This window comes from Achromobacter sp. ACRQX, assembly GCF_022346505.1.
GTDB lineage: Bacteria > Pseudomonadota > Gammaproteobacteria > Burkholderiales > Burkholderiaceae_B > Achromobacter > Achromobacter animicus.
Genome location: NZ_JAKRML010000001.1, coordinates 308,242 through 334,016, shown reverse-complemented (window position 1 = coordinate 334,016; position 25,775 = coordinate 308,242). Strand labels below are relative to the sequence as shown.

Annotated in this window: 24 protein-coding genes and 1 pseudogene; 14 read left to right on the top strand and 11 right to left on the bottom strand. The window is 65.3% G+C overall.

From position 1 onward, the window contains the following. The first annotated feature begins 1 nt into the window (after window position 1). On the top strand, window positions 2-730 hold the full coding sequence (locus MHZ91_RS01465) for an ABC transporter ATP-binding protein (protein WP_370647771.1): 729 nt from the start codon (window positions 2-4) through the stop codon (window positions 728-730). Between the two features lie 60 nt (window positions 731-790). Here the strand turns inward: MHZ91_RS01465 and MHZ91_RS01460 are convergent, their stop codons facing one another. After that, window positions 791-1,468, bottom strand: a complete 678-nt coding sequence (locus tag MHZ91_RS01460; RefSeq protein WP_239211773.1) for a GntR family transcriptional regulator — start codon at window positions 1,466-1,468, stop codon at window positions 791-793. Between the two features lie 383 nt (window positions 1,469-1,851). Between MHZ91_RS01460 and groES the strand changes: the two genes are divergently transcribed. From groES to MHZ91_RS01445, 3 genes and pseudogenes are all read left to right on the top strand, one after another. Further along, a complete protein-coding gene (groES, locus tag MHZ91_RS01455) occupies window positions 1,852-2,139 on the top strand; it encodes a co-chaperone GroES (protein ID WP_006221616.1) in 288 nt (95 codons plus the stop codon). A 39-nt stretch (window positions 2,140-2,178) separates the two neighbouring features. Further along, window positions 2,179-3,819 (top strand): chaperonin GroEL, encoded by a 1,641-nt coding sequence (gene groL, locus MHZ91_RS01450; protein WP_239211770.1) that lies wholly within the window; start codon window positions 2,179-2,181, stop codon window positions 3,817-3,819. A 242-nt stretch (window positions 3,820-4,061) separates the two neighbouring features. Further along, window positions 4,062-4,955, top strand: a pseudogene (locus tag MHZ91_RS01445) (YihY/virulence factor BrkB family protein); the annotation flags it as partial. Window positions 4,956-5,234: 279 nt separating this feature from the next. On the opposite strand, the gene MHZ91_RS01440 reads toward MHZ91_RS01445, so the two are convergent. Beyond that, window positions 5,235-5,720, bottom strand: a complete 486-nt coding sequence (locus MHZ91_RS01440) for a MarR family winged helix-turn-helix transcriptional regulator (RefSeq protein ID WP_239211767.1) — start codon at window positions 5,718-5,720, stop codon at window positions 5,235-5,237. 152 nt (window positions 5,721-5,872) lie between these two features. Here MHZ91_RS01440 and MHZ91_RS01435 point away from each other — a divergent pair, with 152 nt between their 5' ends. The 10 genes from MHZ91_RS01435 to MHZ91_RS01390 all read left to right on the top strand — a co-directional run bounded on the left by MHZ91_RS01435 (window position 5,873) and on the right by MHZ91_RS01390 (window position 15,835). Beyond that, window positions 5,873-7,330 carry a 2-hydroxymuconic semialdehyde dehydrogenase gene (locus tag MHZ91_RS01435; protein WP_239211765.1) on the top strand — a complete coding sequence of 486 codons (1,458 nt, stop codon included), beginning with the start codon at window positions 5,873-5,875 and terminating at the stop codon, window positions 7,328-7,330. A 106-nt stretch (window positions 7,331-7,436) separates the two neighbouring features. Continuing rightward, window positions 7,437-7,868, top strand: coding sequence for a RidA family protein (locus MHZ91_RS01430; RefSeq protein ID WP_239211763.1), 432 nt, complete (start codon window positions 7,437-7,439; stop codon window positions 7,866-7,868). Window positions 7,869-7,897: 29 nt separating this feature from the next. Further along, the gene (locus MHZ91_RS01425) at window positions 7,898-8,959 is read left to right on the top strand and encodes a LysR substrate-binding domain-containing protein (protein WP_239211761.1); all 1,062 of its coding nucleotides are present in this window, start codon (window positions 7,898-7,900) and stop codon (window positions 8,957-8,959) included. A 584-nt stretch (window positions 8,960-9,543) separates the two neighbouring features. Next, window positions 9,544-10,107, top strand: coding sequence for a 3-hydroxyanthranilate 3,4-dioxygenase (locus MHZ91_RS01420; protein ID WP_175122585.1), 564 nt, complete (start codon window positions 9,544-9,546; stop codon window positions 10,105-10,107). A gap of 1 nt (window position 10,108) precedes the next feature. Next, window positions 10,109-11,116, top strand: coding sequence for an amidohydrolase family protein (locus MHZ91_RS01415; protein ID WP_239211759.1), 1,008 nt, complete (start codon window positions 10,109-10,111; stop codon window positions 11,114-11,116). Window positions 11,117-11,230: 114 nt separating this feature from the next. Beyond that, complete coding sequence (locus MHZ91_RS01410) at window positions 11,231-12,406, top strand: ABC transporter substrate-binding protein (protein ID WP_175122583.1); 1,176 nt, start codon at window positions 11,231-11,233, stop codon at window positions 12,404-12,406. A gap of 40 nt (window positions 12,407-12,446) precedes the next feature. Then, a complete protein-coding gene (locus tag MHZ91_RS01405; protein WP_175122582.1) occupies window positions 12,447-13,367 on the top strand; it encodes a branched-chain amino acid ABC transporter permease in 921 nt (306 codons plus the stop codon). Between the two features lie 13 nt (window positions 13,368-13,380). Then, window positions 13,381-14,364, top strand: coding sequence for a branched-chain amino acid ABC transporter permease (locus MHZ91_RS01400; protein WP_239211756.1), 984 nt, complete (start codon window positions 13,381-13,383; stop codon window positions 14,362-14,364). Next, window positions 14,361-15,128: an ABC transporter ATP-binding protein gene (locus MHZ91_RS01395; RefSeq protein WP_175122580.1), complete on the top strand. Its 768-nt coding sequence runs from the start codon at window positions 14,361-14,363 to the stop codon at window positions 15,126-15,128. Before MHZ91_RS01400 ends, MHZ91_RS01395 begins: the two co-directional genes overlap by 4 nt. Continuing rightward, window positions 15,125-15,835 (top strand): ABC transporter ATP-binding protein, encoded by a 711-nt coding sequence (locus MHZ91_RS01390; protein WP_175122579.1) that lies wholly within the window; start codon window positions 15,125-15,127, stop codon window positions 15,833-15,835. Before MHZ91_RS01395 ends, MHZ91_RS01390 begins: the two co-directional genes overlap by 4 nt. 23 nt (window positions 15,836-15,858) lie before the next feature. On the opposite strand, the gene MHZ91_RS01385 is transcribed toward MHZ91_RS01390, so the two are convergent. From MHZ91_RS01385 to MHZ91_RS01345, 9 genes are all read right to left on the bottom strand, one after another. Next, complete coding sequence (locus tag MHZ91_RS01385; protein WP_175122578.1) at window positions 15,859-16,914, bottom strand: Ldh family oxidoreductase; 1,056 nt, start codon at window positions 16,912-16,914, stop codon at window positions 15,859-15,861. A gap of 9 nt (window positions 16,915-16,923) precedes the next feature. Further along, window positions 16,924-18,444 carry a mannitol dehydrogenase family protein gene (locus MHZ91_RS01380; protein ID WP_175137542.1) on the bottom strand — a complete coding sequence of 507 codons (1,521 nt, stop codon included), beginning with the start codon at window positions 18,442-18,444 and terminating at the stop codon, window positions 16,924-16,926. Window positions 18,445-18,503: 59 nt separating this feature from the next. Next, window positions 18,504-20,039: a UxaA family hydrolase gene (locus tag MHZ91_RS01375; RefSeq protein ID WP_175137541.1), complete on the bottom strand. Its 1,536-nt coding sequence runs from the start codon at window positions 20,037-20,039 to the stop codon at window positions 18,504-18,506. 32 nt (window positions 20,040-20,071) lie between these two features. Further along, window positions 20,072-20,938, bottom strand: coding sequence for a fumarylacetoacetate hydrolase family protein (locus tag MHZ91_RS01370; protein WP_175122575.1), 867 nt, complete (start codon window positions 20,936-20,938; stop codon window positions 20,072-20,074). 31 nt (window positions 20,939-20,969) lie between these two features. Continuing rightward, on the bottom strand, window positions 20,970-21,716 hold the full coding sequence (locus MHZ91_RS01365; protein WP_175122574.1) for an SDR family oxidoreductase: 747 nt from the start codon (window positions 21,714-21,716) through the stop codon (window positions 20,970-20,972). A gap of 12 nt (window positions 21,717-21,728) precedes the next feature. Then, entirely contained in the window at window positions 21,729-23,138 is a 1,410-nt protein-coding gene (locus MHZ91_RS01360; protein WP_175122573.1) for a TRAP transporter large permease, read from the bottom strand. A gap of 64 nt (window positions 23,139-23,202) precedes the next feature. Further along, the gene (locus MHZ91_RS01355; RefSeq protein WP_175184633.1) at window positions 23,203-23,829 is read right to left on the bottom strand and encodes a TRAP transporter small permease; all 627 of its coding nucleotides are present in this window, start codon (window positions 23,827-23,829) and stop codon (window positions 23,203-23,205) included. A 117-nt stretch (window positions 23,830-23,946) separates the two neighbouring features. Further along, a complete protein-coding gene (locus MHZ91_RS01350; RefSeq protein WP_175122571.1) occupies window positions 23,947-24,921 on the bottom strand; it encodes a sialic acid TRAP transporter substrate-binding protein SiaP in 975 nt (324 codons plus the stop codon). 139 nt (window positions 24,922-25,060) lie between these two features. Beyond that, the gene (locus MHZ91_RS01345; protein ID WP_175122570.1) at window positions 25,061-25,774 is read right to left on the bottom strand and encodes a FadR/GntR family transcriptional regulator; all 714 of its coding nucleotides are present in this window, start codon (window positions 25,772-25,774) and stop codon (window positions 25,061-25,063) included. Window position 25,775 lies beyond the last annotated feature (1 nt).

The window sequence follows — 25,775 nt, the reverse complement described above, 5'->3', positions numbered from 1 at the left end:
CATGAAACCAACGATTGAAGTCAGGAATGTCGTGGCTGGATATACCCGCGACGTCGATATCCTCAAAGGGCTGAGCTTGCACGCGCAGCCCGCGGAAATCGTCACGCTGCTGGGCCCAAATGGATGTGGCAAATCCACGCTGCTCAAGACCATCGCCGGCTACCTGCGGCCGCGAGCGGGAGAAGTGATACTGGGCAGTCGTGACGTGTCGGGTGTGCCCGTACATGAGAAGGTCAAGCGACTCGGTGTGGGCTTCGTGCCCCAGACGGAGAACGTTTTCACTGCGCTCTCCGTTCGCGAGAATCTGTCGGTGGGAGGGCATGCCCTGTCGGCTGAGGCATGCCAATCCCGTATGGATACGCTGTGCGCGCTGTATCCGGTGCTACGGCGCAAACTTGACGCATCCGCAGCGTCGCTTTCCGGCGGTGAGCGCCAGATCCTGGCCCTTGCGCGAGCGTTGATGCCGACTCCGTCCTTGTTATTACTGGATGAGCCGTCCGCCGGCTTGTCTCCCAAGACGCTTGACGAGGTGTTCAGCGCGATTGAGCGAATCCGCGCAAGCGAACAGGTGACGATCTTGATGGTTGAGCAGAACGCGATGGAGGCGCTGCGCATCTCGGATCGGGCGTACGTCCTGTCGATGGGAACCGTTGCCCTTACCGGCGACGCCAAGCCGTTGATGAACGATCCCGAGGTGCGGGAGTTGTACCTGGGCGGACGCGCGGCCTGACTGATCTATGCCTACCGGCGCGAAACGGCGAAGCGGTCGGGGTGAACCCGCCGCGCGCGATCAGCGCGCGTTCTCGGCCATGCGTTGCATGGCGACCAGGTTCTTACGGGTCTCGAGGATGTGGGCTTCCAGCAGGCTTGCAGCAAGTTGGGCATTGTGCTGCCGACAGGCCTCGACAATCGCGTAGTGGTCTTGCTGCGGCTTTCGCTTGCCGGTGGCTTTGGACATCATCTCGTGGGTGTATCGGTCAGTGTTCAGACCATACTCCTCGATCAGGCGGCGCAGTCGCTGATTATTCGCGGGCAGGCACAAGGCCATATGAAAGCGCCGGTTCAGATCGGCCCATTCCTCCACCGAATCGGCAGCGTCATACGCCGCCAGGATCGACTCCATCTCCTCGAAATCGGCCTGCGCCATGTTGGGCACGGCGATCCGCACGGCATAGCATTCGAGAGCGATGCGAATGTCCAGTAGCTCGCAGATTTGCGCGATGTCCATTTTCATCACGACCGCTCCCCGGTTCAGGTGGTATGCCACCAAACCTTCTGTCTCCAGCTGGCGCAAAGCTTCGCGCACGGGGATGCGGCTCGCCTGGAAGCGCGCGGCGAGCAAATCCTGCTTGAGCGGCGTGCCCGCGGGCAAAGTACCTGTCAGTATTTCGTAGCGGATTTGGTCGCGAATGCGGTGTGGCAGCGATTGCTTCTTATCCGCGAGATTCTTTTTGGCGGGGGAATTCATTGCGGAAGGACATTTGATGCGCTAGAACCGCAAAGCCAGGCGGTCCGGCGATCTGGACTGGGCGGGTGCGCATGCCGGTAGCTGGGCGGCTAATAGTATCCGAAAGAGTTGCCTTTATCCACGGCGAGCCTTGCGTATATGGGATTCCCGGCGCAAAAGCCTGGCGATTACAAAGGTTGTGGCCCTTGGGGCACAAGAGTTCCAAACTCAATGGGATTCGACAGCCGGCAAAAAAATAGTGGCGCACCCCAAATATGTAACAGCGCCACGCCCCCCCTTGAACCTCAGAACATCATCCCTATAATTAGCACTCGACTCCGGTGAGTGCTAACACCTCCCGGGCAAACCGACCACCCCTCTCATTTAGTTAACAGGAGTTCCTCATGGCCTTGCGTCCCCTGGGCGATCGCGTGATCGTCAAACGCCTCGAAAACGAGCGCAAGACTGCCTCGGGCATCGTCATCCCCGACAGTGCCGCTGAAAAGCCCGACCAGGGTGAAGTCGTGGCCGTCGGCCCCGGCAAGAAGACCGAAGACGGCAAGATCCTGCCGGTCGACCTGAAGGCTGGTGACAAGGTTCTGTTCGGCAAGTACGCCGGCCAGTCCGTGAAGGTTGATGGCGAAGAACTGCTCGTCATCCGCGAGGACGAAATCCTCGCCGTGGTTCAGTAAATCTCCCGCCTCAAACGAATTTTCGAAGGAAGCTAAGAAATGGCTGCCAAGCAAGTATTGTTCGGTGATGACGCTCGCGTGCGCATCGTCCGTGGCGTGAACGTTCTCGCCAACGCTGTCAAGACCACCCTGGGCCCCAAGGGTCGCAACGTCGTGCTGGAGCGCTCGTTCGGCGCCCCGACCGTGACCAAGGACGGCGTGTCCGTCGCCAAGGAAATCGAACTGAAGGATAAGTTCGAAAACATCGGCGCCCAACTCGTCAAGGACGTCGCGTCCAAGACCTCCGACAACGCCGGTGACGGCACCACGACCGCCACCGTGCTGGCCCAGGCCATCGTTCAGGAAGGCCTGAAGTACGTCGCCGCCGGTTTCAACCCGATCGACCTGAAGCGCGGCATCGACAAGGCTGTCGCCGCCGCCGTCGCCGAACTGCAAAAGCAATCCAAGCCGGTCACGACCAGCAAGGAAATCGCCCAAGTCGGTTCCATCTCGGCCAACAGCGACACCTCCATCGGCCAGATCATCGCTGACGCGATGGACAAGGTCGGCAAGGAAGGCGTCATCACCGTCGAAGACGGCAAGTCGCTGGAAAACGAGCTGGACGTCGTCGAAGGCATGCAATTCGACCGCGGCTACCTGTCGCCCTACTTCATCAACAACCCGGACAAGCAAGTCGCCGTCCTGGAAGACCCGTATGTCCTGATCTTCGACAAGAAGATCAGCAACATCCGCGACCTGCTGCCCGTGCTGGAACAAGTCGCCAAGTCGAGCCGTCCCCTGCTGATCATCGCGGAAGACGTCGAAGGCGAAGCGCTGGCCACCCTGGTTGTGAACAACATCCGTGGCATCCTGAAGACCACCGCCGTCAAGGCGCCTGGCTTCGGCGACCGCCGCAAGGCCATGCTGGAAGACATCGCCATCCTGACGGGCGGCACGGTGATCTCCGAAGAAACCGGCATGTCGCTGGAAAAGGCCACGCTGGCTGAACTGGGCCAAGCCAAGCGCATCGAAGTGGGCAAGGAAAACACCACGGTCATCGACGGCGCTGGCGACAGCAAGTCCATCGAAGCCCGCGTCAAGCAAGTGCGCGTGCAGATCGAAGAAGCCACGTCCGACTACGACCGTGAAAAGCTGCAAGAACGCGTGGCCAAGCTGGCCGGCGGTGTTGCCGTGATTCGCGTTGGCGCTGCCACCGAAGTCGAAATGAAGGAAAAGAAGGCTCGCGTCGAAGACGCCCTGCACGCCACCCGCGCTGCAGTGGAAGAAGGCGTTGTGGCTGGTGGCGGCGTTGCGCTGCTGCGCGCCAAGCAAGCCATCGCTGACCTGAAGGGCGACACGCCTGACCAGAACGCCGGCATCAAGCTGATCCTGCGCGCTGTGGAAGAGCCCCTGCGCACCATCGTCACGAACGCCGGCGAAGAAGCCAGCGTCGTGGTCAGCAACGTGCTGGGCGGCAAGGGCAACTACGGCTACAACGCCGCGACCGGCGAGTACACCGACCTGGTCGAGCAAGGCGTGCTGGATCCCACCAAGGTGACCCGCACCGCCCTGCAAAACGCTGCCTCCGTCGCCAGCCTGCTGCTGACGGCCGAAGCCGCCGTTGTTGAACTGGCTGAAGACAAGCCCGCTGCTCCGGCCATGCCCGGCGGCATGGGCGGCATGGGCGGCATGGACTTCTAAGTCCCGCTGTTCCTGCAAGGCCTCCCCGGCTTCGGCCGGGGAATGCAGTATCCGAAAAACCCCCGGTCCTTCGCCCCGGGGGTTTTTCTTTTTTGCGCACCGAAATGGCGCCCGATACTTTGCGTGTTGTTTCAGTAGCGGCAAATATCCCGGCGTTTGAAAACGTTTGCCAACAATCTGACCGTATCTGGGGCTTGTACGCGTCCCTACAATGAAGGCTCGCCCTACCGAGACATTGCGCCATGCGACTGCCCAGAACCGTTCTGCAAGTACTGCGACCCTCACAGATCGGCGGTTTGCTGATGGACTCAGCCAAGCAATGGTCCAGCCATCGCGCGTCCAGCAAGGGCGCCGCGCTGGCGCTGTACATGGTGTTTTCGCTGGCCCCGATGCTGCTGCTGGTGATTGCGGTGGCGGGCGCTTTCTTTGGCGAAGAAGCCGTGCGTTCCGAACTGTTTGCGCAGTTGCGCGACCTGATCGGCGAGCGCGGCGCCGAGGTGATCCAGACGGTACTTGCCAGTGCGCACGAATCCGGCAGCGGCTGGATTGCGGCCATGGTGTCGATCGGCGTGCTGATCTTCAGCGCCACCACCGCCTTTGCGGAATTGCAGGCCAGCCTGGATGAGTTGTGGGAAGTGCAGGCCAACCAGAAGAGCGGCATTAAAGGGCTGGTGCGAAGCCGCCTGCTGTCGTTCGGTCTGGTTCTGGTGCTGGCGCTGTTCCTGCTGGTGTCGTTGACCGTGAACGCCGCGCTTGCTGCTGCGCGCGGCATCTATGGCTCGCTCTGGGCAAATTCGACCTTCTCGATCGTGGCGGAGTGGGCGTCAAACCTGTTTTCGTTTTCGGTCGTGGCGGCGCTGTTTGCCGTGATTTTCAAGCTGCTGCCCAGCGCCAGGATTTCGTGGCCGGACGTCATCCCGGGCGCCGTCGTGACGGCCGCCCTGTTCCTGCTGGGCAAGTGGGGTATCGGGCTGTACTTGAGCCGAGGCGCTGCGGTATCCGCATACGGCGCGGCGGGTTCGCTGATCGCGCTGCTGCTGTGGATCTGGTATTCCGCGCAGATCTTCTTCTTTGGCGCCGTGTTCACGCGCCAGTTTGCGTTGCGATTTGGGAAGGTGGAACGGCCGCGACAGGCAGCCGCGCAGATGCCGCCGCGCACGTCGTCGCCGACGCCTGCACAGGCAAGCGCACACCCGGTCCCTCCAGCGTCTTCGCACATGCCTCCGCAGACGCATACTCAAACGCCCGCGTCGACATATCCACAGGCGTCTTCGCAAATGCCTCCGCAGGCGCATCCTCAAGCGCCTGCGCCGACCTATCCACAAGCGCCCTCGCAAGCGTCTTCTCACACGCCCCCGCCTGCGCCAGTTCCCAAAAGCGAGAGCTGACTCGCCGCGATACCTGCGGCGTCCGCATCAAGGCGCGGGCGCGGTTTCCAAACCTGCCATCAGACGCAAACACTGCAGGAACACCGGCCGCAATTCCTCTGGGATTGGCGCCAGCACCTGCGCCTCCACCTCCGCGTCTCGGGGCAGGACACGCGCGAGCAGCGCCGCCCCTTCCGGCGTGATCTCCAGCGCATAAGCGCGTCCATCATCCGCCGATCGCGTCCGGCGCACGTACCCCTTCTTCGTCATCCGCGCGATCATTTCCGCAAAGGAATTCCGATCCAGCGCGATCAGCTCGGCGATGCGATTCTGCGTCGCGCCGGGATTCTGATAGACCGTGACCAGCAACGCCTTCTGGCGCGGGGTCAGGTCCTCTTCCGGAAACGCCTGCGTGAAAAGCGCCTCGGCCCGGAAATGCGCACGGCGCAGCAAGTGCGACGCCACATGCGTCAGGTCGAATTCCTTCAGGGTCCGGGCGGAAGCCGGTAGGGCGGATCGGGAAGCGGCGGTCATCTGGCATCCATGGAATGTGCCTGGCGATTGTAGGCGCAGCCGTCCTCGAAAATGCGCATTGACTTGGATTCGACCACTGCATAATATCCGCCAATATAGTACGTATACGTATTTTTCTGAACCGCCCTATCTGACTTCTTGGGAACACGCCGATGCCGACTCGCCAACTTCGCAACTACCTGGACGGCCGCTTCGAAAACGGCGCGTCCACCTTCGACAAACACAGTCCGGTAGACGGGCAACTGATCGCGCAGGTGCATGAAGCCAGCCGCGACCAGGTCGACCGCGCCGTCATCGCGGCGCGGCGCGCCTTGCCCGCCTGGGCGGCGCTCCCCGTGGCGGCGCGCACCGACTACCTGCTGGCGCTGGCAGACGGCATAGAGCGCCGGTTCGACGACTTCCTGCAAGCCGAGATCGGCGACACCGGCAAGCCCATCGGCTGGGCCGGCAAGATCGACATCCCGCGCGGCGCGGCCAATTTCCGCACCTTTGCGGAACTGGCCCGCACACTGGACATGGAAAGCTACATGACCGACACGCTCGACGGCCGCCAGGCGTTGAACTACGCCTACCGCAAGCCGCTCGGCGTGGTCGGCGTGATTTCGCCCTGGAACCTGCCCCTCTTGTTGCTGACCTGGAAAGTCGCGCCCGCGCTGGCGTTCGGCAACACCGTCATCATGAAGCCGTCCGAAGTCACGCCGTCCACCGCCACCCTGCTCGCCGAAGTCGCGCACGACGCCAGCCTGCCGCCCGGCGTCCTGAACCTAACGCATGGCTTTGGCCCGAACTCGGCCGGCGAGTTCATGACCACGCATCCCGACATCGACGGCATCACCTTCACCGGCGAATCCTCCACCGGCGCCGCCATCATGCGCGCCGTAGCGCCCGGCGTGAAACCCGTGTCGTTTGAGCTCGGTGGCAAGAACGCCGCACTGGTCTTCGCCGACGCCGACTTCGACGCGGCCGTCGACGGCGTCACGCGCTCGGTCTTTGCCAACTGCGGCCAGGTCTGCCTGTGCACCGAGCGTGTCTACGTCGAGCGCCCGATCTACGACCGCTTCGTCGCCGCGCTCGCGGACCGCGCGCGCGCCATGCGCATAGGCTGGCCGCTGGACCCAGACACCGAAATGGGACCGCTCGTCTCGCGCGAGCATCGCGAAAAAGTGCTGTCCTACTTCGCCCTCGCCCGTGAAGAAGGCGCAACTGTCGTCACCGGCGGCGGCGTGCCCGCCTTCGGCGACGCCCGCGATGAAGGCGCCTACGTACAACCCACCATCTGGACCGGCCTGTCCGAAGACGCCCGCTGCATCAAGGAAGAAGTCTTCGGCCCCGTCTGCCACATCGCCCCCTTCGACACCGAGGACGAAGCCATCCGCCTGGCCAACGACACCCGCTACGGCTTGGCCGCCGCCGTCTGGACCCAGAACCTCACGCGCGGCCACCGTGTCGCCCAGGCCATGCGGGTCGGCCTTGCGTGGGTCAATTGCTGGTTCCTCCGCGACTTGCGTACGCCATTCGGCGGCAGCGGCCTTTCCGGCATCGGCCGCGAGGGCGGACGCCACTCGCTGCACTTCTACACCGAACCCACCAACGTCTGCATCAAGCTCTGATAACGCGAGAACGCCCCTCAAACCTCTGCATCAAGCTCCGACAGCACTACCCCGCACCGGCAACGTCAGCATCAAACGCTGCCACCTCGACACAAAGGACCGCAAGATGAACCAGCCTATCCCCACCGCCACCGTCGTCCCCGGCAAGGCCACGCCCCGCGGCAAGTATCCCCACATCAAACGCGCCGGCGACTTCCTGTACGTCTCCGGCACCAGCTCGCGCCTGCCCGACAACCGCATCGCCGGCGCCGAGGTCGACGCCATGGGCACCACCACGCTAGACATCCGCGAGCAGACCCGCGCCGTCATCGAGAACATCCGCGACATCCTCGCCACCGCCGGCGCCACGCTTGCCGACGTCGTCGAGATCAGCACTTTCCTGGTCAACATGAACGACTTCGGTGGATACAATCAGACCTACGGCGAGTTCTTCGACGCCGACGGTCCGGCGCGCACCACGGTTGCGGTGCACCAGTTGCCGCACCCGCATTTGCTGATCGAAATAAAGGCCGTCGCCTACAAGCCCGCCGCCCGCTAGCCGATCCCCGGCGATCCGGACAACGCACCATGGGCGGCGGCATGTCGGACTCACCCAGGGAACAGGACCATCGTCCGCGGCCACGCGCCGGGGCGGCCGCACGGATGTCGAACTTCCGCATAACGCCCAACGCGCTGAGCCACAAGCTCAAGCTGCACCAGCTTCAGATCTTCGAACGCGTCCTGGCGCGCCGCTCCCTATCGCGCGCCGCCAGCGAACTGCACCTGACGCAACCCACCGTCACCAAGGCCATCCACGACCTCGAAGCGTTCTTCGGCTCGACCTTGTTCGAACGCTCCAACCGCGGCGTCACCCCCACCGAACTCGCCCTCGTGCTGGGCCGCCGCGTACACGCCATGATGGCCGAAGTGCGCTACATGGCCGACGACATCGACGCTGTTCTTGGCGGCGCCAGCGGCCACGTCGTCGTCGGCACTTTGATTGCCGCCTCCGCCAAGCTCCTACCCGAAGCCATCGCCCGCCTCATGACCGACCACCCCGGCATCCAGGTCACTGTCCGCGAAGGCCCCTCAGCGCAATTGCTGCCTGCGCTTGCAACCGGCGACGTAGATATCGTCGTCGGCCGCCTGCCCGGCGCGGATATGGCTTCGATCTCCGGGGTTGCTGTCGATCATCACAAGCTCTACCACGAAGACCTGTGCCTGGTCGTCGGTGCGCGTCATCCGATGGCTGGCGCCACGGATGTGGCCTTGGCGGATTTGATGGATCACATCTGGATCCTGCCCGCACCGACGTCGCCGCTGCGCGCGTCGATAGAGCGCACGTTCTTTGATGCGGGATTGCGTTTGCCTGCGCGGCATGTTGAGTCGCTGTCTCTCTTGACCAATATTGGCGTGCTGATGCATAGCGACGCGCTGGCGCTTATTCCTTATGACGCTGCGGCGCAGTTTCTTTCGATGGGCATCCTGGCCCGGCTGCCTACCAACGTGTTTGGCGCGTTTGGCGACGTCGGGTATTCGATCAGAGCCGATCGGCCGTTGACGCCGGCTTGTCAGCGGTTGGTGGATTATTTGAAGCAGATTACGGCCCAGCGGCTGACGACGACGGACGCACCCTTGGCGGGTGCTTGAAAACGACGCGGCATCATGCCTTGTGACGCCGGCGCTTCGTAGGCCGGTGTCAGACACCTGGGAAGCATCGGCTCTGTGCGGCAGGTCAATGCTGGGGTGTCAGACACCTACGTCAGCAGACGCCTACGAAAGCAGCCACCGAGATGAGCAGACACCTGAGTAATCGCAGCCACACGCGAAGCGTCATCACGACGACGCAAGACGCCGCGTAAGCCCCACCAGGCCGCCCGCGCGGCCGCTGTGGGGCGGGCACCGCAAGCCGCTTCAAACCCGCGCCGACGCGGACAAAAACCTCAAGAACCCAACCCGCCCCACCGACCGCCAAGCTGATTTCATCGCAGCCGGGTGCGGCGTCTCAAGAACAATCCGCAGGCACCAAGACCGTCCCATTCCTCTCAAGATCAATCCGCTCGCCAGTGAACCGCTTCGCGCTTCGAAGCCGGCCGTCTGCGCTACACGACCAAGGCCACCAGGGAAACCCCGCGATAGATAACCCGCATATCCACCCCCACAATTTCTATTGTGCAGCCCCCCGCTCCCCCGCCTAGACTCTCCCTCATCAAGCGACACCCACGGAGTTCCTCATGCCTGCCTACGGCCCGCCGTTGAATTTCCAGCGCTGGATCCAAGACCACGCGCATCTGCTCAAGCCCCCCGTCGGCAACCAGCAGATCTGGCAAGACAGCGACTTCATCGTCACCGTAGTCGGCGGCCCCAACCATCGAACCGACTACCACGACGACCCGCTGGAAGAATTCTTCTACCAGATACGCGGCAACGCCTGGCTATCCCTGTGGATCGACGGCAAGCCCGAACGCGTCGACTTGAAGGAAGGCGACATCTTCCTCTTGCCCCCGCACGTCCGCCACTCCCCCCAACGCCCCGAAACCGACAGCGCCTGTCTCGTCATCGAACGCCAGCGCCCAGAAGGCCTGCTCGACGGATTCGAGTGGTACTGCCCGCATTGCCGCCACCTCGTCCATCGCGTCGAAGTCCAGCTCAAGAGCATCGTCACCGACCTGCCCCCGCTCTTCCAGGCCTTCTACCAAAGCCAGGAAAAACGCACCTGCCCCGGCTGCGGCGAAATCCATCCCGGCAAAGGCCAAGCCCCGTCCGCGCAGCCCACCCCCGCTCAGGCATCCACCTAAGATGATCCAGAAAATCGACATGCATGCGCACTTCTTCCCGCCGATAACCCGGCAGGAAGCCGCTGCGCTTGACCCCGTCAACGCGCCCTGGCTGCGTCCCGACGGCAACGGCACGACCGGCCAGATCATGGCTGGCGACCGCCCATTCCGCCCCGTCGACGCCACCCTCTGGGATCCCGCGCTGCGCATTGAGCAGATGGACCGTCACGACGTCGATGTCCAGATCCTGTGCGCCACGCCCATCATGTTCGGCTACACCTACCCCGCGCAGGCTGCCGCCGATTGGGCCGCACGCATGAACGACCTGGCGCTCGAACACTGCGCCCACGCCCCCGCGCGCCTCAAATCCCTGGCCCAGGTTCCCCTGCAAGACCTCGACCTCGCCTGCCGCGAAGCGACTCGGTCACGCGCCGCCGGCCATCTAGGCGTCCAGATCGGCAACCACGTCGGCCCGCGCGACCTCGACGACGACACGCTTGTCCAGTTCCTCGTCCACTGCGCCAACGACGACATCCCCGTCCTCGTGCATCCGTGGGACATGATGACCGACGGCCGCATGAAGAAATGGATGCTGCCGTGGCTTGTCGCCATGCCCGCCGAAACCCAGCTCGGCATCCTGTCCCTGATCTTGTCCGGCGCTTTCGAACGCATTCCCCGCAGCCTCAAGCTGTGCTTCGCCCACGGCGGCGGCAGCTTTGCGTACCTGCTCGGAAGGGTCGACAACGCCTGGCGCCATCGCGACATCGTCCGCGAAGACTGCCCGCGTCCGCCATCGTCGTACACCGACCGCTTCTACACCGACAGCGCCGTCTTCGACCCGCGATCGCTACGCCTGCTCATCGACGTCATGGGCGAAGACCGCGTCCTGCTCGGCTCCGACTACCCCTATCCGCTGGGCGAACAGGAAGTCGGCAAGCTCGTCACCCACGCAGACCTGGTGCCCGGCGTGCAGCAGAAGATTCTGTTCCGCAACACGATGACCTTCTTTGGCTTGCAGGCGCAGCAATGAAATAGGGCTGCAATGATGCAGTAGCGCAGCAGTGAAACCACGCGCCAGCGAATCCACGCACCCGCGCGCCATCACATCCACGACCGTGACACACGGCATAGCAAGGGGAATCACATGAAACGCATCCATACGCTGGCCGCCGCCGCGGTGCTCGGGCTGTCGCTACACGCGGCCGCGCAGGCCGACGTCAAGATCGGCCTGCTGACCACGCTGACCGGTCCCGGCTCCGTGCTCGGCCAAGACCAGCTCGACGGCTTCATGCTCGCCGTCGACCAAGGCGGCGGCAAGCTCGGCGGCGTGGCCGTGCAGGTCATCAAGGAAGACGATCAGTTCAAGCCCGAGGTCGGCGTCCAGGCCGCCCGCAAGCTTGTGCAAAGCGACAAGGTGCCCATCATCACCGGCGTCGTCTACTCCAACGTCATGCTCGCCGTCGTGCGGCCTGTGACCAGCGCCGGCGTATTCCTCGTCGGCTCCAACGCCGGCCCCACCAATCTTGCCGGCAAGGACTGTTCGCCGTTCTTCTTCTCCACGTCCTGGAACAACACCCAGCGCCACGAAGGCAGCGGCGAAATGGCCAACCAGATGGGGTTCAAGAAGGTCTATCTGCTGGCCCCCAACTACCAGGCCGGCAAGGACGCCATGGCCGGCTTCAAGCGCTTCTACAAAGGCGACGTCGTCAACGAAGTGTTCACGCAGGTCAACCAGCCCGACTACTCCGTCGAACTGGCCGCGCTGGCCGACGCCAAGCCCGACGCCGCATACGTCTTCTTTCCTGGCGGCATGGGCGTGAACTTCATCAAGCAGTATCGCCAGGCCGGCCTCTTCGGCAAGATCCCGCTGTTGTCGGTCGACACCATCGACGGCGCCACGTTGCCCGCGCTGCAGAAGGACGCGCTGGGCGCCGTCACCAACGTGCCGTACTCCCCCGACCTGGACAACGCCGCCAACAAGGCCTTTGCCGCAGCCTTCCGTCAGAAATATGGACGCGAGCCGTCCAGCTACGCCGCGCAATCCTATGACGCCGCCCAGTTGATCGGCTCGGCGCTCAAGAAGACCGGCGGCAAGACCGACGACAAGGACGCGTTGCGCAAGGCGCTGGAAGCCGCCGACTTCCAATCCGTGCGCGGCGAATTCCGCTATCAGCCCAACCACTTCCCCGTGGCCGGGTTCTTCCGTGCTGACGTGGCCGAGAACGCCGACGGCAAGGTCGCGTTCGTCAACAAGGGCCCCATCTTCCCCGACCTGTCCAAGGTCTCTGATCAGTACGCCGCCCAGTGCGTCATGAAGTGAAGCGGGCGGCCCCGAGGGCCGTCAGCAAGGGGGTGTAGCCATGTCCACGACGCTGCTGCTGGTGCAGGCCTTGAACGGCCTGCAACTCGGCATCCTGCTGTTCCTGCTGGCCGCCGGCTTGACGCTGGTGTTCGGCATCATGAATTTCATCAACCTGGCGCACGGGTCGCTGTACATGATGGGCGCGTTCATCGCGGCCACCGTGTTCCGGCATACCGGCTCGTTCCTGCTGGCCGCCGCCGCGGTCGTCGCGGGCATGGCGCTGCTTGGGCTGCTGCTGGACCGGATCGCGCTGGCGCGGCTGTATCCGCGCGATCACCTGGACCAGGTGCTGGCCACGTTCGGCTTCATCCTGTTCTTCAATGAACTGACCCGCATCCTGTGGGGACCCGCGCCGATCAGCATGGGGCTGCCGTCCTGGCTGTCCGGCACCATCGACATCCTGGGCGTCACGTATCCCCTGTACCGGTTTCTCATCATCGTGGTCGGACTGCTGGTTGCAGCGGGGTGCTACCTGCTGATCCATCGCACGCGGCTCGGCATGCTGATCCGCGCCGGGTCCACCGACCGCATGATGGTCGGCGCGCTAGGGGTGAACATTGCGCGCCTGAACACGCTGCTGTTTGTGCTGGGCGCGGTGCTGGCGGGCCTGGCCGGGCTGATGGCCGGTCCCATTCTGTCGGCGCAGACGGGCATGGGCGAACCCATTCTGATCCTGACGCTGGTCGTCATCGTGATCGGCGGCATCGGCTCCGTGCGCGGCGCGTTCCTGGCCGCGCTGATGGTCGGGCTGATCGACACGCTGGGCCGCGCGCTGCTGCCGACCCTGCTGCGCGCCGCCCTGCCCCCCGCTGCAGCAAATGCCGCAGGCCCGGCCATCGCGTCGATGCTGATCTACATCGTCATGGCGCTGGTGCTGGCGATGCGGCCGCAAGGCCTGTTTCCCGTCAGGCACGGATAAGGACGGCGACGCCATGTTCACGTTATCTCCCCGCACGCTGGCCGCCGCCGCGCTGCTGCTGTTGTTCGCCCTGGTGCCCGTGTACGCGCAGTGGCAGGGCGAACCGTTTCTGCTGGCGCTGTTTGGCCGCGTGCTGGTCTACGGCATTGCGGCGCTGGCGCTCAATCTGCTGCTGGGCTACGGCGGCATGGTGAGCTTCGGCCATGCGCTGTATCTGGGTCTGGGCGCCTATTCCGTCGGCGTACTGTCGCACTACGGCATCGAAAGCGGCTGGTGGCATCTTGCTGGCGCCATCGGCGCGTGTGCGGTTGTCGGGATCGTCAGCGGGTATGTGGTCATGCGCACCAACGGCATCGCGTTCATCATGATTACGCTCGCCTTCGCCCAGATGTTCTATTTTCTGGCGACAGGGCTGGAAGGCTTTGGCGGCGACGACGGCATGTCGCTCTTTGCCGGCAGCGACTTTGGCCTCTTCCGGCTGGACACGCCGCTCGCGCTGTATTGCACGGTCTTCGGCGTGCTGTTGCTGGTGCTGTGGCTGATGCACCGGTTGATCCACGCGCCCTTCGGCATGGCCCTGCGCGGCTGCCAGGCCAACGAGCGCCGCATGCGCGCGCTGGGCTTTCCCACGCTGCGGTACCGGCTTGCCGCCTATGTGATCTCCGCCGTCATCTGCGGCGTCGCGGGCGTGTTGTTGGCGAACCTGACCATGTACGTTTCGCCGTCTTACCTGGCGTGGACGACCTCCGGCGAACTGATCGTGATGGTGGCGCTAGGCGGCATCGGCACGCTGTTCGGCCCGGTGGCGGGCGCGCTGGCGTTCCTGCTGCTGGAGGAAGGATTGAAGCTCATCACCGAGCACTGGATGCTGGTCATGGGCCTCTTGATCGTCGGCGTGGTGCTTGCCTCGCGGCGCGGTGTCTATGGCAGCCTGTCGGCCGCGCCGTGGCGTCTGCCCAGCAAGGCGGCTCGCCATCCCACCGGAGAGCCGCAATGAGCGCCTTGCGCATCGAGAACCTGGAAAAGCGCTACGGCGGGCTGACGGTCACCGACAAGCTGTCGCTGGACGTGGCCAGCGGCGAACTGCACGCCGTGATCGGCCCCAACGGCGCCGGCAAGACCACGCTGATCGGGCAGCTGAGCGGCGAGCTTCGGCCCGACGCCGGACGCGTGCTGCTCGACGGCAGGGATGTCACGCGCATGCCGGTGGAAAAACGCGTGCGACACGGCCTGGCGCGCTCGTATCAGATCACCTCGGTCTTCAAACCGTTCACCGCGCTGGAGAATGTGGCGATGGCGGTGCAGGCGCGGCGCGGCCATAGCTTCCGGTTCTGGCGGCCCGTGCTGTCAACACCAGCATTGACCGAACCCGCCCGCGAGGCGCTGGCCCTGGCCGGCCTGTCGGCGCGCGAAGGCACGCCGGCCAGCGAACTGGCGCACGGCGAATTGCGACAGCTTGAACTGGCCATGGTGCTGGCGTGCCAGCCGTCGCTACTGCTGCTGGACGAGCCCATGGCGGGCATGAGCCAGCACGAATCCGAGGCCATGACGCGACTGCTGCTGTCGCTGCGCGGCCGCTACACGATCCTCCTGGTGGAACACGACATGCAGGCCGTCTTCGCCCTGTCCGACCGCATCACCGTGCTGGTGTACGGCCGCGCGCTCGCGTGCGGCACCGCCGACCAGATCCGCGACGATCCGCAGGTTCGCGAATGCTATCTGGGCAGCGAACGCGGCCGCCCCCGGGAGGCGCGCGCATGACTGCCCTGCTCTCGCTGCGCGGCGTCACCGCGCATTACGGCGCCAGCCAGGCGCTCTTCGGCATTGACCTGGACATCGCGCCGGGAGAATTTGTGACCCTGCTGGGACGCAACGGGATGGGCAAGTCCACCACCGTCAAGGCGGTGATGGGCCTGAATTCCGCCTCGCGCGGCGCCATCACTTTCGATGGCGTGGACATCGGGCGGCTGCCTTCCTACAAGGTGGCGCAGCGCGGCATCGGGCTGGTGCCCGAAGGCCGCCATGTCTTTCCCAATCTGTCGGTGCGAGAGAACCTGGTGGCCACCGCGCACAACCGGCAAGGCGCGGCGCAGCCCTGGACGCTGGAACGGGTGTACGCGCTGTTCCCGCGCCTGTCTGAACGCGCCAAACACCTGGGCAGCCACCTGTCGGGCGGCGAACAGCAGATGCTGGCCATCGGCCGCGCATTGCTGACCAATCCCCGGCTGCTGATTCTGGATGAAGCGACCGAAGGGCTCGCGCCCGTGGTGCGCGAAGAAATCTGGGCCGCGCTGGACACGCTGAAGCAGACCGGTCTGGCCGTGCTGTGCATCGACAAGAACCTGGAGCCGCTGCTGGCCACCGCCGACCGCCACGCCATCGTGGAAAAGGGGCGCGTTGCGTGGACGGGTACGTCGCAGGAATTCCTGGACGACGAAGCGCGGCTGCTGCAGTACCTGGGGGTGTAGGAACAGGACCGCGCGTTACGCCACTACGCCTGGCGCGTCGCCGGCAGCGCGACGCCCAGCCGGCTGCTCCAGGCCTGCATCTCGTCCCACAGCGCGGGCGGCACGGGCAGACCTAGCTGTTGCCGTTCCCGCTCGTGGTCGGCCTCCGGATCACCGGGCATGCGGGGCGCGCCCGGCGCCTGCGACAGCTCGACGGCCATCCCCGCCACCACCGCAGCCAGCGCCGCGCCCCCGGCAAAGCGCGCCGGATCAATGACGATGAAGAACGCGCCCAGTTCGCGCGGCTGGTCCAGCGCCTCGTACATCGACGAGATGTGCGGGCCGAACGGATTGCCGTTGAGCGGTCCGCACAGCAGCTCGACCATCATCGCAAGGCCATAGCCCTTGTAGCCGTATTCCTCGCCGCCCAGGGGTCGCAGGGCGCGTGCGGCCTGCGCGTCGGTGCAGTCCGCGCCGTTCTCGTCCAGCGCCACACCCGCCGGCAACGCGACACCGTCGCGCCGGGCATTCATGACGCGGTTCCACGGAATGGCGGTCGTGGCCATGTCCAGGCATAGCGGCGCGCCGTCCGCACGCGGAAAGGCCAGCGAGATGGGATTGGTGCCGAAGAAGGCTGCACGCCCGCCATAGGGCGCGGCGATCGAATCCGAGTGAGTGAAAGCAATGCCGATCAAGCCCTGCCGGGCCGCCGCACGGCTGTACAGCCCGATCGCCCCGCAGTGCGAGGAATCGCTGACGCCGACCGCCGCCACGCCGGTCTCACGGGCCATCTCGATGGCCAACGCATTGGCCCGATGCGCCACCACGATGCCCTGCCCCCGGCCGCCATGCACCTGCGCCGTGCCCGGCCCGGTGCGTTCGATGCGCACGTCGGGCCGCGCCAGGATCGAGCCGTGCGCCACGCGATTCAGGTAATGCGGCAGCCGCGCGATGCCGTGCGAATCGATGCCCCACAGACTGGTCTGCGCCAGACTGTGCGCCAGGCACCGCGCGTCGTCGGCGGAAAAGTCCTGCGCCAGCAGGCACGCCTCGGCCCAGCGTTCCCAATCATCGGCGGTCACGCGGCTGCCGGCGTCCATGCGGGTCTCCTAGGTGGCTGCCTTCACGGCGTGGAGGACGCCGTGTTCGCGCAGCGCTTCAAGATGCTTGGTCAGGCATTCAACGAACACGGCCGAATCGCCCAGGTCGCCGAACACGGGTTTGAAGCGCGCCAGCACCGTCGCGCGCCGCTGCGCCGCCTGCGACGGCTTGGCGGCATGCGCGGCCACCTCGGCGCGCGACAGCAGGCGGTCCAGTCGTGCCGCGATCGGATCCTGAATGGCGTAAACGCCGCCCTGCTCGTCTTCGCCGCGCAGGTAGTTCAGCCACGCGGCCACCGCCAGGCACAGGCGATCAATGCCGTGGCCGGCGCGCAGGCGGTCGCGGATCGTGTCCAGCAGGCGTTGGGGCAGCTTTTGCGATCCGTCCATGACGATCTGCGCCAGCGGATGCGGCAGCGCCGGATTGGAAATCCGGTTCAGGAAGCGCAGACGGTACTCGACCAGCCCCGCATCGGGAATGCCGCGCAGGGTGGGCGCGATCTCCTCGCGCATCATGGCCTCGATGAACGCGCGCAGCGCCGGGGTGTTGGCGGCGTCGGCCATGGTGTGCAGGCCCAACGTCGCGCCCAGGTAGGCCAGCGCCGAATGCGGCCCGCTGACCATGCGCAGCTTCAGCCGTTCATAGGGTGCCGCGTTGCTCACGAAGGTCGCGCCGCCCTGCGCGTCCCAGGCCGGGCGGCCCGCGGCGAACTTGTCTTCGATGACCCAGTTCAGGTAGGGCTCACCCAGCACGGGCCAGGCGTCCTCGACGCCCAGGCGGCCGGCGATCCGCTGGCGGTCCTGGTCTTCGGTGGCCGGCACGATGCGGTCGACCATGGAATTCGGGAACGTGCAATTGCGGTCGATCCAGTCGGCCAGCGTCACGTCCACCCGCAGCGCAAACGCCAGCACCAGGCTGCGCAGCGTATCGCCGTTGCCGCGCAAGTTGTCGCATGACATCAGCGTGATCGGCGGCAGGCCGCGCTCGCGGCGCAAGGCCAGACCGTGCACCAGAATGCCGATGGTGCTGCGGGGCCGGATGGGGTCTTCCAGGTCGTGCAGGATGTCGGGATCGTCCCAGCGCAGGTGGCCGGTGGCGGGTTCGTGGCTGTAGCCCTTTTCCGTCACGGTCAGGCTGACGATGCGAGTCTGCGGGTACGCGATGCGTTCGAGGACCGCGTTGGGGTCTTCGTCGGCCACCATCACGCGCAGCACGGAACCGACGATGCGCAGGTGTTCGCGGTCCTGCCCGTCCGGGCCGGCGTCGCGCACGGCAAGGGTATACAGGCCGTCCTGCGGCGTCAGCGCATCGCGCGTGGCGGGATGGCGCAGGGACACGCCCAGGATGCCCCAGCTCAGGTCGCCGCTGGCCTGCATGGCCTGGTCCGTGACCACCGCCTGATGCGCCCGGTGAAAAGCGCCCAATCCCAGATGGACGATGCCCGGCGTCAGCCGGCTGCGGTCGTAGCTGGGCTTTTCCACGTCGGCGGGCAGACGCGGCAATGACTCGGAATTCAGACGTTCAAGCATGGGTGCGCAATGTCTAAAAGGGGCGACGCCAGGGTATAGCACGCCCCGAGCCGTCTTCGCTACATCACCGCGCCAAGTTGCCATGGAACGAATTCGTTTTGCCCGTAGCCATGCGTCTCGCTGCGGGTGCGACGGCCCGACGCCGTCTGCAGCATGAGCTGAAAAATTCGCTCGCCCATCTGCGCCACGCTCTGCGCGCCGTCGACCACTTCGCCGCAATTGATGTCGATGTCGTCGGCCTGGCGCTGCCACAGCGCCGTGTTGGTGGACAACTTGAGCGAGGGTGCGGGCGCGCAGCCATAGGCGGACCCGCGGCCGGTCGTAAAGCAGATCAGGTTGGCGCCACCGGCCACCTGGCCGGTGGCCGAGACCGGGTCGTAGCCCGGGGTGTCCATGAAGACCAGCCCGCGGGTGTGCACGGGCTCGGCGTATTCATAGACATCAGTGAGGTTGGTTGTGCCGCTCTTGGCGATGGCGCCAAGCGATTTTTCCAGGATGGTGGTCAGGCCGCCCGCCTTGTTGCCGGCCGAGGGGTTGTTGTCCATCTCGGCGTCATTGCGGGCGCAGTAGTCTTCCCACCAGCGCACGCGCGCCAGCAGCTTGTCCGCCACGGCGGGCGTCTGCGCCCGGCGCGTCAACAGGTGTTCGCCACCGTAGATCTCAGGCGTCTCGGACAGGATCGCCGTGCCGCCATGGCGCACCAGCAGGTCCACCGCCGCGCCCAGCGCCGGGTTGGCGCTGATGCCGGAATAGCCGTCCGACCCGCCGCATTGCAGCCCCACGGTCAGGTGGCTGGCGGGCACGGCCTGGCGCTCGACGCGATTGGCCTGCTCCAGCATGCGTTCAACCAGTTCGATCCCGCGCGCCACCGTCTTGCGCGTGCCGCCCGTGTCCTGGATGTTGAACGTGTGGAGCATGCCGCTTTCGCGCAGATGCTCCTGCTCCATCAGCCCGCCGATCTGGTTGGTCTCGCAGCCCAGCCCCACGACCATCAGCCCGCCAAAGTTGGCATGCCGCGCGTAGCCGCCCAGCGTGCGCCGCAGCACGCGCAGCGGTTCGCCGTCGCTGCCGGTGGCACAGCCCGCGCCGTGCGTCAGCGCCACGACGCCGTCCACGTTCGGACAGGCGGCCAACGCCTCGGGCCGGATGTCGCGGCGGAAGTGGTCGGCGATGGCGCGGGCCACCGTGGCCGAACAGTTCACGCTGGTCAGGATGCCGATGTAGTTGCGGGTGGCGATGCGGCCGTCGGCGCGCACGATGCCGTCAAACATGGCCGGCGCGTCCACAAAGTCCGTCGGATGCGCATCCTGCCCGACCGCGTAATCACGCTCGAAGTCCGAGAACTCCAGGTTCTGCGTGTGGACGTGCTGACCGGGCGCGATGTCCTGCCGCGCCACGCCGATGATCTGGTTGTAGCGGCGCACCGGCTCGCCGGCCGCGATGGCGCGCACCGCCACCTTGTGGCCGGGCGGCACCAGCCCCACGACCGTCACGCCCTCGCCTTCCAGCCGCGTGCCGCTGACTAGCTGGCGCCGGGCGATCACCACGTTGTCCGCCGGGTGGATGCGTATGACTGCGGTATCGGTCTGCGACATGAGGACTCCGGAAGGCAAGAGGGCGAAGCGGATCAGCCGTCGATCAGCGCGGGATCCCAGGCGTGGACGCGCTGGCGCTGTTCACCCAGGCCGGCGATGCCCAGTTTCATCTCGTCGCCCGCCTTCAGGTAGACGGGCGCGGGCTTCTGGCCCATGCCCACGCCGGGCGGCGTGCCGGTGCTGATGAGGTCTCCGGGATACAGCGTCATGAAGCGGCTGACGTACGACACCAGCTGCGCGACGCCGAACACCATGGTGCGGGTACTGCCGTTCTGGTAGCGCTTGCCGTTGACCTCCAGCCACATCTCCAGGTCCTGCGGATTCGGGATTTCATCGGCCGTCGCCAGCCAGGGGCCGATGGGGCCGAACGTGTCGCAGCCCTTGCCCTTGTCCCAGGTGCCGCCGCGTTCGATCTGGTATTCGCGCTCGGACACGTCGTTGACCACGCAGTAGCCGGCCACGTGCTTCATGGCGTCGGCCTCGCTGACATAGCGGGCCTTCTCGCCGATCACCACACCCAGCTCGACCTCCCAGTCCGACTTGACCGAATCCTGCGGCAGCACGACCGCATCGTTGCAGCCCACCACGGCCGATGTCGTCTTCATGAAGATGACGGGTTCGGCCGGCACCGGCAGTCCGGACTCGGCGGCGTGGTCCGCGTAGTTCAGGCCGATGCAGATGAACTTGCCCATGCCGCTCCACGGCGGTGCCACGCGGCCCGGTTGCGACACCAGGGGCAGCGATGCCGGATCCAGCGCGCGCAGTTCCGCCAGCTTGGCGGGCACGAGCGTCTGGGCGGTGATGTCGGCAATGACGGACGACAGGTCGCGGACCTGGCCCTGGGCGTCGATCAGCGCGGGCTTTTCTGCGCCCTTGGCGCCATATCGCATCAGTTTCATAGCGGTTTCCTTGTTGCTGGAAAAAGAGAAGTCAGTTGGACCAGCCGCCGTCAATCACTTGCGCGGTGCCGGTAGTGAAGGCGGATTCGTCGCTGGCAAGATACACCGCCAGCGCGGCGATCTCTTCGGCGCGTCCGATGCGGCCCATCGGCTGGCGCGCGGTGAAGGCGGCCTCGACCGCCGCGACAGGCTGGCCGCTGGCCAGCGCCTGCGCGTCGATGCGCTGGCGCAAGGACGGCGACTCGACGGTGCCCGGGCAGATCGCGTTGCAGCGGATGCCCTGGCCCACGTAGTCGGCGGCGACCGCCTTGGTCAGGCCGATGACGGCTGCCTTGGTGGCGCCGTAGGCGCAGCGGTTGGGCGCGCCCTTGATGCTGCCGGCCACCGACGCCATGTTGACGATGGACCCCGAGCCACGCGCCAACATCGCCGGCAGGCAGGCGCGGATCAGCAGATACATCGAGCGCACGTTCAGGTTGAACGAAAAATCCCAGGCGTCTTCGTCGCAGTCCAGAATGGTGCCGGCGTGCACGAAGCCAGCGCCGTTGAACAGCACATCGACCGCCCCCGCGTCCTGCGCCAGCGCGCGCACCGCGCGGGCGTCGGTCACGTCCAGCACCTGCGTGCGGCAGCCGGAAAGGGTTTCCAGCGCGGCCCCGTTCAGGTCCACGGCCAGCACGTCGGCGCCCTCATTCGCGTAGGCCATTGCCACGGCGCGCCCAATACCCTGCCCGGCGGCGGTGACGATGGCGGTCTTGCCTTGCAGTCTTCCTGACATGTTCGCGGTTCCTTATTTGCCGGCCATGCCCATCGCGGTGGGCAGCCACAGGGTGATCTGGGGGACGTAGGTGATGGCGATCAGGGCCACGAACAGCGGCACCAGCCACGGCAGGATGGCCATCGTGGTGCGCTCGACCGACAGCTTGGCCACCCGCGCCAGCACGAACAGCACCATGCCCATGGGCGGATGCAGCAGGCCGATCATCAGGTTCAGCGTCATGATCAGCCCGAAGTGGATCGGATCGATGCCCAGTTTCAGCACGATGGGCAGCAGGATCGGCACGAGGATGGTGATGGCCGCAATGGTGTCGATGAAGCACCCGACGATCAGGATCAGAATGTTCGCCATCAGCAGGAACACCCACTTGTTCTGCGTCACGCTCAGGATCGCGTCCGTCAACGCCTGCGCGGCCTGCGTCGTGGTCAGCAGCCACGCAAACACCGACGCGGCCGTCACGATGAACAGGACGGACGCGGTGGTCTCGATGGTGTCGAACGAGGCCTTGGCCAGCGTCTTGAACGTCATGGAGCGATAGCGCACCAGCCCCAGGAACAGCGCCCAGATCACGGCGGCCACCGCGGCTTCCGTGGGCGTGAACCAGCCCAGCGTCATGCCGCCGATCAGGATCACCGGCGCCATCAGTGCCATGACCGCCGAGAAGTTGAACTTCCAGTCCAGCAGCAGCAGGGCTGCGAACGAGATGCCGGTGGCGATGTTGGGCGACACACCCGCCAGCGTCATCAGCCAGATCGACAGCGGAAACGCCAGCACGATCAGCACTTCCAGCCCCGCGCCGCCCAGCCGCTTCCAGTTGAACGCCACGTCGCCGCCCCAGTTGTTGCGGCGCGCGTAGTAGGCGACGGTGAGCATCATCAGGATGGTCAGCACCAGGCCGGGGATCAGGCCTGCCAGGAACAGCGACCCGATCGACACGTTGGCCATCATGCCGTAGATGACGAACGGCAGCGACGGCGGAATGATGGGACCCAGCGTGGCCGACGCGGCCGTCACCCCGACCGCGAACTCGGTCTGGTAGCCGTGGTCCTTCATGGCCTTGATCTCGATGGTGCCCAGGCCCGCAGCGTCGGCGATGGCGGTGCCCGACATGCCCGCAAACACCACCGAGCCGATGATGTTCACCTGCCCCAGCCCGCCACGCATCCAGCCGACCAGCGCCACCGCGAAGTTGTAGATGCGGCCCGTGATGCCGGCGATGTTCATCAGGTTGCCGGCCAGGATGAAGAACGGCACGGCCAGCAGCGGAAACGACTCGACGCCCGCGATCATGCGTTGGGCAATGACGACGTCCGGCACGCTGCCGGAGATCAGGATGAACAGCAGGGACGCGCCTGCCATGGACACCGCCACCGGCAGTCCCATGATCATCAACAGCAGAAAGCTTCCTATCAGGGTGCCCATGTGTCGCTCCTGGCAAGGCACTGCGGATTGGGGGAGGTTCTGTCCAGCGATTCAGTGCAGCAATTCAATCCAGCGACTCATAGGCCGCGGGATTCTCCAGGATCGAATAGCCCTGCCGCCAGTTCTGCCAAGACACCTGCAACGATCGCAGGAACATCATGGCGAACCCGGCCAGCGCCACCCAGTACACGAAGGCCTTGTTCCAGAACAGCGTGGTCATGGGCTCGTCGCCCACCAGCACGATGTAGCGGTACGTCAGCCACACGGCGTAGCCGAAAAAGGCCGTGCGCAGGATGTCGATCAGCGTGGACAGCACGCGGCCGGCGGGCTTGGGCAGGTAACGGTAAAGAAAGTCCACCTGGATGTGGCGGCACGCGCGCACGCACATCGCCGATCCCAGAAACACCACGCCGATCAGGCAGTACACCGCCAGCTCCTCGGTCCAGGCGTACGAATCGTTCAGCACGTAGCGCGAGAAGAACTGCAGGAAGACCAAAAGCGCCATCGCCCAGAACATCGCCAGACAGATCCAGTCTTCCGGCTGGTAGCCGGCCAGGCTGACGTCGTGATGATCGGCTTCCTCGAAACTCTGGACGATCTCGTCCACCGAGGAGACGTGATGCGGGCCGGGCGGCTGTTCCGGAGGATGGCTGACGGCCGCCATCGGCGCGGCCTTCGCGTTGGAGTGCATGGAATTCCCCTCGTGCGGGATCGGTCAAGCTATCGCGTCAGGCGATTGCCGGAAGCGATGCATTCAGGCGCAGCATTCAGGCGCAGCGGGCCGCGGCAACGGCCCGCCCGCCTTGGTTCACTTCACCGCCTGGATTTTTTCCCAGTCCGACTTCTCGTAGCCGTACTGCTTGAACGGCACCTTCTCCAGCACGGTATTGCGGAAGTCGTCGATATTGACCTCGGCCACCGTCAGGCCACGCTGCTTGAACACGTCGACCATCTTTTTCTCGGACGCCGCCACCTCGGCCGACGCCTTTTCCGCGGCCTGCTGCGCGACTTCCGCAAAGATCTTCTTGTCCTCGTCCGACAGGCTCTTCCAGAGCTTGCCGGAGATCACCGTGTTCAGGTGATCGACGATGTGGCCCGTGAGGATGATGTTCTTCTGCACCTCGTAGAACTTCTTGGCCTCGATCGTGGTCAGGGGATTTTCCTGCGCCTCGACCGTGCCGTTCTGCAGGGCCAGGTAAACCTCGGCAAACGCAATGGGCGCGGTGTTGGCGCCACAGGCACGCGGCATGGCCAGGTACGCGGCCACGTCCGGCACGCGGATCTTCAGGCCCTTCATCTCGCTGCACTTGGTGAACGGCTTGTTGGACGTCGTCTGGCGCGTGCCGTAATACGTGGTCGCGACGATGTGGTTGCCGCTCTTTTCGTCGTAGCCGCGCGTGAGCTCCTTGTAGATGTCGCTCTTGGTGTAGGCGATCAGGTGCTCGGGGCTGCGGAACGTGTAGGGGTAGTAGGTGACGCCGATACGCGGAAAACTCTTGGCCGCGAAGCTGGACCCGGAAATGATCATATCCACCGTCCCGAGCGTCAGGCCCTGGTTGATGTCGTTTTCCTTGCCCAGTTGCGAGGCCGGATAGACATCGATGTGATAGCGGCCGTTGGTGCGCTTCTCGATTTCCTGGGCGGCCCACACCGACGAGGTATGGAACGGTTCGGAAGTCTCGTACACGTGCGCCCACTTCAGTTTCGTCTGCGCCAGTGCAGAGCCGCTGACGGCTAGCGCGACGGCGGCAAACAGCACTTTGATAGCGTTGCTCGGCTTCATGTTGTCTCCTCTCTTTGAGGTGGCGGGCTCGGCGGCCACGCGTCATGTTTTACATATGGAGTTCACCTACTGGAGCTGCACCTTCGTACTGCGACTGCGATCTGCCATCGGCGCCCATAAAGGGCGCCGGCAGCCATTGCTATTCAGCGCGCAACGCTTCGGCCGCGCCGGGCCAGCTGGCCATCAGGCGGTCGTACGAGCAGGAAAGATGGTCACGCATGGCGGCCCGCGCGCCCTGTTCGTCACCGGCCGCGATGGCGTCGATGACGCGGCGGTGTTCGGTGATGGCGACGGCCCAGCTGTCGGAATTCTCGAAGTAATCGCCCAGCTTCACGGAAAGCGGGTTGTGGCGTTCGTCGAAGAGTTCGCCCACGACACGCACCAGCACGGCGTTGTTGGCCATTTCGGCCACGCGCAGGTGAAACAGCCGGTCGCCGCGGATGGGCACGCTGCCGGCCCGTGCCTCGTCTTCCATGGCGTCGACGGCTTCGCGCAGGCCCTCCACCAGCGCGGGCACCGGATTCAGTGCGGCCTGCGCGGCCAGCTCGCTTTCGATGGTGCGGCGGGCGCGGATGGTTTCAAGGGGGCTTTCGGCGGTGAGGCTGGCGCGCGGTGCGACGCCCGGGCTTTGCACGTACACGCCCGAACCCATGCGCACCTCCACCCAGCCTTCGACCTCCAGCGCAATCAGCGCCTCACGCACCGACGGCCGCGACACGCCCAGCTTCAGCGCCAGGTCGCGCTCGGGCGGCAGCCGCGCACCAGCCGGAAACTCGCCGGCCTCGATCAGCAGGCGAAGCTGATCGGCGATCTGGCGATACAGGCGGCGAGGTTCGATAGTCTGAATCGGCATG

Bases quoted from the DNA above. Each gene is read 5' to 3' on its own strand.
- MHZ91_RS01465 (WP_370647771.1), top strand. From the start codon at position 2: ATGAAACCAACGATTGAAGTCAGGAATGTCGTGGCTGGATATACCCGC.
- MHZ91_RS01460 (WP_239211773.1), bottom strand. From the start codon at position 1,468: ATGAATTCCCCCGCCAAAAAGAATCTCGCGGATAAGAAGCAATCGCTG.
- groES (WP_006221616.1), top strand. From the start codon at position 1,852: ATGGCCTTGCGTCCCCTGGGCGATCGCGTGATCGTCAAACGCCTCGAA.
- groL (WP_239211770.1), top strand. From the start codon at position 2,179: ATGGCTGCCAAGCAAGTATTGTTCGGTGATGACGCTCGCGTGCGCATC.
- MHZ91_RS01440 (WP_239211767.1), bottom strand. From the start codon at position 5,720: ATGACCGCCGCTTCCCGATCCGCCCTACCGGCTTCCGCCCGGACCCTG.
- MHZ91_RS01435 (WP_239211765.1), top strand. From the start codon at position 5,873: ATGCCGACTCGCCAACTTCGCAACTACCTGGACGGCCGCTTCGAAAAC.
- MHZ91_RS01430 (WP_239211763.1), top strand. From the start codon at position 7,437: ATGAACCAGCCTATCCCCACCGCCACCGTCGTCCCCGGCAAGGCCACG.
- MHZ91_RS01425 (WP_239211761.1), top strand. From the start codon at position 7,898: ATGGGCGGCGGCATGTCGGACTCACCCAGGGAACAGGACCATCGTCCG.
- MHZ91_RS01420 (WP_175122585.1), top strand. From the start codon at position 9,544: ATGCCTGCCTACGGCCCGCCGTTGAATTTCCAGCGCTGGATCCAAGAC.
- MHZ91_RS01415 (WP_239211759.1), top strand. From the start codon at position 10,109: ATGATCCAGAAAATCGACATGCATGCGCACTTCTTCCCGCCGATAACC.
- MHZ91_RS01410 (WP_175122583.1), top strand. From the start codon at position 11,231: ATGAAACGCATCCATACGCTGGCCGCCGCCGCGGTGCTCGGGCTGTCG.
- MHZ91_RS01405 (WP_175122582.1), top strand. From the start codon at position 12,447: ATGTCCACGACGCTGCTGCTGGTGCAGGCCTTGAACGGCCTGCAACTC.
- MHZ91_RS01400 (WP_239211756.1), top strand. From the start codon at position 13,381: ATGTTCACGTTATCTCCCCGCACGCTGGCCGCCGCCGCGCTGCTGCTG.
- MHZ91_RS01395 (WP_175122580.1), top strand. From the start codon at position 14,361: ATGAGCGCCTTGCGCATCGAGAACCTGGAAAAGCGCTACGGCGGGCTG.
- MHZ91_RS01390 (WP_175122579.1), top strand. From the start codon at position 15,125: ATGACTGCCCTGCTCTCGCTGCGCGGCGTCACCGCGCATTACGGCGCC.
- MHZ91_RS01385 (WP_175122578.1), bottom strand. From the start codon at position 16,914: ATGGACGCCGGCAGCCGCGTGACCGCCGATGATTGGGAACGCTGGGCC.
- MHZ91_RS01380 (WP_175137542.1), bottom strand. From the start codon at position 18,444: ATGCTTGAACGTCTGAATTCCGAGTCATTGCCGCGTCTGCCCGCCGAC.
- MHZ91_RS01375 (WP_175137541.1), bottom strand. From the start codon at position 20,039: ATGTCGCAGACCGATACCGCAGTCATACGCATCCACCCGGCGGACAAC.
- MHZ91_RS01370 (WP_175122575.1), bottom strand. From the start codon at position 20,938: ATGAAACTGATGCGATATGGCGCCAAGGGCGCAGAAAAGCCCGCGCTG.
- MHZ91_RS01365 (WP_175122574.1), bottom strand. From the start codon at position 21,716: ATGTCAGGAAGACTGCAAGGCAAGACCGCCATCGTCACCGCCGCCGGG.
- MHZ91_RS01360 (WP_175122573.1), bottom strand. From the start codon at position 23,138: ATGGGCACCCTGATAGGAAGCTTTCTGCTGTTGATGATCATGGGACTG.
- MHZ91_RS01355 (WP_175184633.1), bottom strand. From the start codon at position 23,829: ATGCACTCCAACGCGAAGGCCGCGCCGATGGCGGCCGTCAGCCATCCT.
- MHZ91_RS01350 (WP_175122571.1), bottom strand. From the start codon at position 24,921: ATGAAGCCGAGCAACGCTATCAAAGTGCTGTTTGCCGCCGTCGCGCTA.
- MHZ91_RS01345 (WP_175122570.1), bottom strand. From the start codon at position 25,774: ATGCCGATTCAGACTATCGAACCTCGCCGCCTGTATCGCCAGATCGCC.